This window comes from Nostoc flagelliforme FACHB-838 (assembly GCF_014698065.1).
Taxonomy (GTDB): Bacteria; Cyanobacteriota; Cyanobacteriia; order Cyanobacteriales; family Nostocaceae; genus Nostoc; species Nostoc flagelliforme_B.
On record NZ_JACJSI010000445.1, the window covers coordinates 1 to 4,535 of the forward strand.

At 39.8% G+C, this 4,535-nt stretch carries 5 protein-coding genes and 1 pseudogene; all 6 read right to left on the reverse strand.

Annotation, left to right across the window (positions count from 1 at the left end):
• Positions 1-68: 68 nt before the first annotated feature.
• Positions 69-839, reverse strand: a complete 771-nt coding sequence (locus H6G97_RS46145) for a hypothetical protein (protein ID WP_190947107.1) — start codon at positions 837-839, stop codon at positions 69-71.
• A gap of 24 nt (positions 840-863) precedes the next feature.
• Complete coding sequence (locus tag H6G97_RS46150) at positions 864-1,664, reverse strand: hypothetical protein (RefSeq protein WP_190947108.1); 801 nt, start codon at positions 1,662-1,664, stop codon at positions 864-866.
• Positions 1,661-3,052 carry a TraB/TrbI/VirB10 family type IV secretion system protein gene (locus H6G97_RS46155; protein ID WP_190947109.1) on the reverse strand — a complete coding sequence of 464 codons (1,392 nt, stop codon included), beginning with the start codon at positions 3,050-3,052 and terminating at the stop codon, positions 1,661-1,663. The genes H6G97_RS46150 and H6G97_RS46155 overlap by 4 nt, the downstream gene beginning before the upstream one ends.
• 80 nt (positions 3,053-3,132) lie before the next feature.
• Positions 3,133-3,852, reverse strand: coding sequence for a hypothetical protein (locus H6G97_RS46160; protein ID WP_190947110.1), 720 nt, complete (start codon positions 3,850-3,852; stop codon positions 3,133-3,135).
• Complete coding sequence (locus H6G97_RS46165) at positions 3,852-4,319, reverse strand: hypothetical protein (protein ID WP_190947111.1); 468 nt, start codon at positions 4,317-4,319, stop codon at positions 3,852-3,854. Before H6G97_RS46165 ends, H6G97_RS46160 begins: the two co-directional genes overlap by 1 nt.
• Positions 4,294-4,535 (reverse strand): annotated as a pseudogene (locus H6G97_RS46170) (hypothetical protein); the annotation flags it as partial. The gene H6G97_RS46165 and the pseudogene H6G97_RS46170, both read right to left, overlap by 26 nt.

Below are 4,535 nucleotides of genomic sequence, written 5' to 3' on the forward strand. Positions count from 1 at the left end.
AAAAATCACGACGAGCAGCGATGAACGATCGCTATATGCTCTCTGTGTTAGCTGCGGCTCTCTCAAACTCAGTACCTCTGCCATAATCCCCCTGTCAATAGGGTTTGAGACGCGCTAACCCTGCTCGGATCTCCTCTTTCAGATGTACCTAGTACCACTGAAGCAATGCCCACAACACCAACACCAGAATTGATCGGCTGGGGCATTTTATCAAAAGGTACTTGGTTTAATCCAGGGACTTGGTTGATATAAGCCTGCTGCCATGTCTGAAATTTTCCCAAGGGAGTTAATGTCAGCCCTGGAACAGAATTAATTGAATACTTGCTTAAGTCCAACTTACCAAGTGGAGTATTAGCGCCTTGGGGATTTGAGCGCAAAAGTTGAGAAATTCTACGCCCTCCAACAGAATTGCCTCTAGATAATAAAGGAGCTAACACTGGGACTCTACTAACGCTGAGATTCCCCAACCTCGGGATAGCTTTGACTAGTGATGCTGGTGTTTGCCACTTCATCAACCCGATATCTTTCAATGTCAGTTTCTTTGGCAGCGACGCTATTTTATCAATAGATTTAAGAGTGAAATTAGACATTTTTAATGCGTCATCTGCATCACCCAGCATCACAACTGAGCCTACCTTTTGTCCCACAGTCCATGACCGTGACGGATCGTAACCAAATATTGAAATATATTTTTGGGGGATTTTTAAATATCCCGGTTGTTGGACTGGTGGTAAGGTGTCCCAGGTGATTTTTGACCAGTCCGGCGCTTGTGCTTGATATTTACCTTGGGTGTAAGTGATTGTTGGAATTTGAGCGATTGGCGGAACATGTATGAACATTTTTTTCGGTAAAGTGACTTTTTTTTAGCGACCCCATTCAATTAATTGATGAAAAACTTTAGCATCAACCCCAGACAAAGATATAGCTTCTTCTTTGCTCTTACCCTGACGCAATAATCTGATAGCATCTTGAACTTTTTTCCATGTAGTCGAGTTAGGCTTAACTTGACCATTGCGCCCAGCAATCGCTAATCCGTATACAAGAGCATTGGCATCATTTCTTTGAAGTATCATCCCCGGAGTCAACTTAGAATTATTGTTATAAACAACTGCTAATGGTTGAGATTTAAAAACTGTTGACGACTCCGGGGGTGATGTCTGTTGTCTAGTTTGTGGACTTGCTGGAGGATTAGCTACTAGCAGTGGTTCCGGTTTATCTGAATCTGGCTTAATTACCAAGCTCGTATATGACGGCTCTCCCGTTGCAGGTGTCAGCTTAAATTGATATTGTTTCTGATTGGTGAGTACTGTAATTTGAGTGCTACCATCTTTGCTAGATGCGAGAGCAGGAAATTTAATCGGGTTAATTTGACGTAAAAACAGCACAGTGGCTTTTCCTCCTGCACAATCTGGATCGTCGCCACCTTTAGGACATAGATTACCGTTCGAGGTAAAAGCAAATCGAGTTGGATCGCCTATCCAAACTTGCTTGATGACTTCTCCAGTAGACATCAAATTAATGGTCAGCCCGTAACCTTTCCATACCTTCAATTCAATAGAATTAACCTCTACATCTTGTGAGTAAATAATTCTATAACTTCCTGCTAAAGCCTGACTAGAATTAATTAACAATAACGTTGCGGCTAATACTAAAACTCTTTTCATAACGAAATCGTTTGATTAACGAATATCTCTACTGTCTTACCAGCGTCAATTACAAAAACTTTTTCTTGGCTATCTAATTGCCCAGAACGTCTTTCATTGGATGCTTTAATTCCTTCAAGAACATTATTAAACGCACCTTCACCAAAAGCAGCGGTTATATTTCTATCATCGTTGGTAGTTGTACTACTAGAAAATCCATTAGAACTAATGTTAGTCTGGCTTCTTGGGCGATTTTGTATCTCCGCAGCCTTAGCGACCCCTGCAATTACAGCCGACATCAAATCACTGCCCAAATTGCTACCTTGACGAGATTCTGCTTTTAAAAAACTGCCGTTCTTAGACATTATTAACACAGCGTTTTCGGGGAGTTTCTTCTCTTGCGTGTCACCATTAGAATTGATGAGAACTGAAACCCCGCGCAGTTGCGCAAACCCTGAACCATTGGAATTAGTCATTTGAGCTACTAGATACGATCCTGTAGGTAGTACCTCACTACCATCTGATGCTTTCAAGGGAAGAGATATCTTAATCAGGTAATTTTGACCTATATCATCACCTGTTCCCCAAAATATTGGAGTTTCTAACTGTCCTTCTGTAGTGCTGCCAACTAATACGCGCTTGGCATTGTAATCAACTACTTGCGCGGTAGTTTTACCCTCAATTTCTGTACTTTCTCCTATTCCACCTTCTATACCCTCAGTGTTCAATATTTCATCATCAGAGCTGACTGGACTACTAAAACTACCAACATTTGCAACTGCAAGCCATTGTTGCATTGGGTCTACAGATTGAGTGTTGACAGTAGCCTTAGTGGGGGTAACTCGTGCTGCTGGTTTAGGCTGAGGTTGATAAATCCGTCTTGGTAATTGAGGTGTGTTATTAATTCTAGGTGGAGAAGGATTTCTAGTAACTGTTACTGGTTGTGTATACTCCGGTGTCGTTCTTGTTGGTGGCGGTGGAGCAACCGCAACAGGTGTAAATGATGGTGTTGGTGTTGATGTTGATGTGGCTTCTGCTTTTTGATCTCGAATTTTTTTAAATTCGGAGTTTTGACTAGTTAGAGCCAAAGCTGTTTTAGTTTTACCTGTTTCATCTACAATTTCTGATAACTCTGTAGTTTCTTGATTAGTTTTTGGTGATTCTATTTTTGTCGTAGATATGTTTAGGGCATTCATCGAGCCATTAATTAGTCCACCGATTATCATGATAAAAACAAGTATTCCCCCACCGATAACAGCCATTTTTAAAAGTGGGTTTTGCGGTATTGTACGAGTAGTTACGATTTCTTCTGGTTCCGGAACTTCTGATTGAGGTAAGGGTTCAGCTTCAACACTTACCCCATTCATTGCGGCAAAATCTTTCTTATTAGAAGTAGTGGAATCCGCCACTTTCCTCACTAATTGTTCCGATTTTTGTTCTACAATAGGCAGAACTTCTTTGTTTTTTATTGGAAATTACTGTGTTTTTGTCATAAATTTAAATCTTGAATTTTATATATTTCTAAACCAGCCTTACGGACACGATAGGCTGTTTGTTGAAAATCAGATGAAATCTTAGGTAATGTTGGTGTATCTATCACTCTCACAAAAATAGTTTTATTAAATCCAATAGGTGAACCAACCATATTGCTACCCTGAAAAACAATTACCTCCGCAACCATATCTACTGACCATTGTCCATTTTTGATTTTTTTAGGTTCACTAAGCAAGCTGATTTTTAAAATTGATTGAGTCGTGCCATTAAAGACATCTGGAGGCGTGAGATTAGCTATTTCCTTAAGAAAATCAGCGCGAAAATCCTCAGATAAAGCAAAGCCAGTAGCCCATACATTAGTAGTAATTTTATTATTGCCTGCTTGGACACCAGCATCTACTTTTAATTTTTTAGTAGGGTCTGCATCATAATTACTGCTTACTTTAGGCAATGCATTCCAACTAAGTAAGCCTGTCACCGTCTGCCCGACAAAATATGTAATTGCTTGAGGCGAACGCTCATCACTACTTACCGAAGATACTCTAATCGATTCCCCATCATTTAATTCTACTAATGTCGGTGCTTTCGAATTAGCTATAGTTCCTAATCTCGCAAAATTGATTATTTCTATTAACAGTAGCAGGCTCAGTAATACTGCATTCCCTATCAAAAATATTGGGGTAAAGTTTAACTCTTTTTTTTCTAGTAGCCTCATTATCTTCTTAACCCCACAGAGAATTTAATCCCACTAGTAAATGCTGTGAATACTGACATTCCGCCACCTGTGCCAATGGCTACAGCAAGTAATGGTGAGAAAACAGCCTGTATTAATTGCATCAACAATGGATTGGTGGAAGGTTGATTAACTATTGCACTAGCTGCAACACCAACAATAATTGAATATGAGACTAACACTAGTGTCAGTCCTAGCCATCCTGATAACCAAGCATAGATAGGTTTACTTTCAAAAGGCAGTAAAGACAGTGCTAAAAAAATAGGAGCTACATAAGCTACTAGCAAAAAAGATAATTGGATTATGTATTGAAATCCTGCTGATAGACCACTAAGAATAACATAAATGAAACCTTGCACTAAATTATTAATTAATTCCCCACCAACATCAAATAGTATCGGCTCAAAATTTCGGGGTAGAGATTTATTCAGGTAGCCACGACCAACCAAATGGGTTAGAAGAAGACTTCTCTCGAATAATGTTACCCAAACAGGGAATATCACCGAGTTGCAAAATCCGGTCATGCATATACTCAAAAAAGCTAATACCTAACTTACGAGTAGTGGCAACCAGGGACATGAAAATATCCCATGCTTTGGTACCAAGTTCTGTTTGGGTGGCATAACTAATCTTGCGTCGCTGTACCATAGTTCTAGCAGCCAACT

Coding starts and splice junctions, on each gene's coding strand:
- H6G97_RS46145 (WP_190947107.1), bottom strand. CDS start 839: ATGTTCATACATGTTCCGCCAATCGCTCAAATTCCAACAATCACTTAC.
- H6G97_RS46150 (WP_190947108.1), bottom strand. CDS start 1,664: ATGAAAAGAGTTTTAGTATTAGCCGCAACGTTATTGTTAATTAATTCT.
- H6G97_RS46160 (WP_190947110.1), bottom strand. CDS start 3,852: ATGAGGCTACTAGAAAAAAAAGAGTTAAACTTTACCCCAATATTTTTG.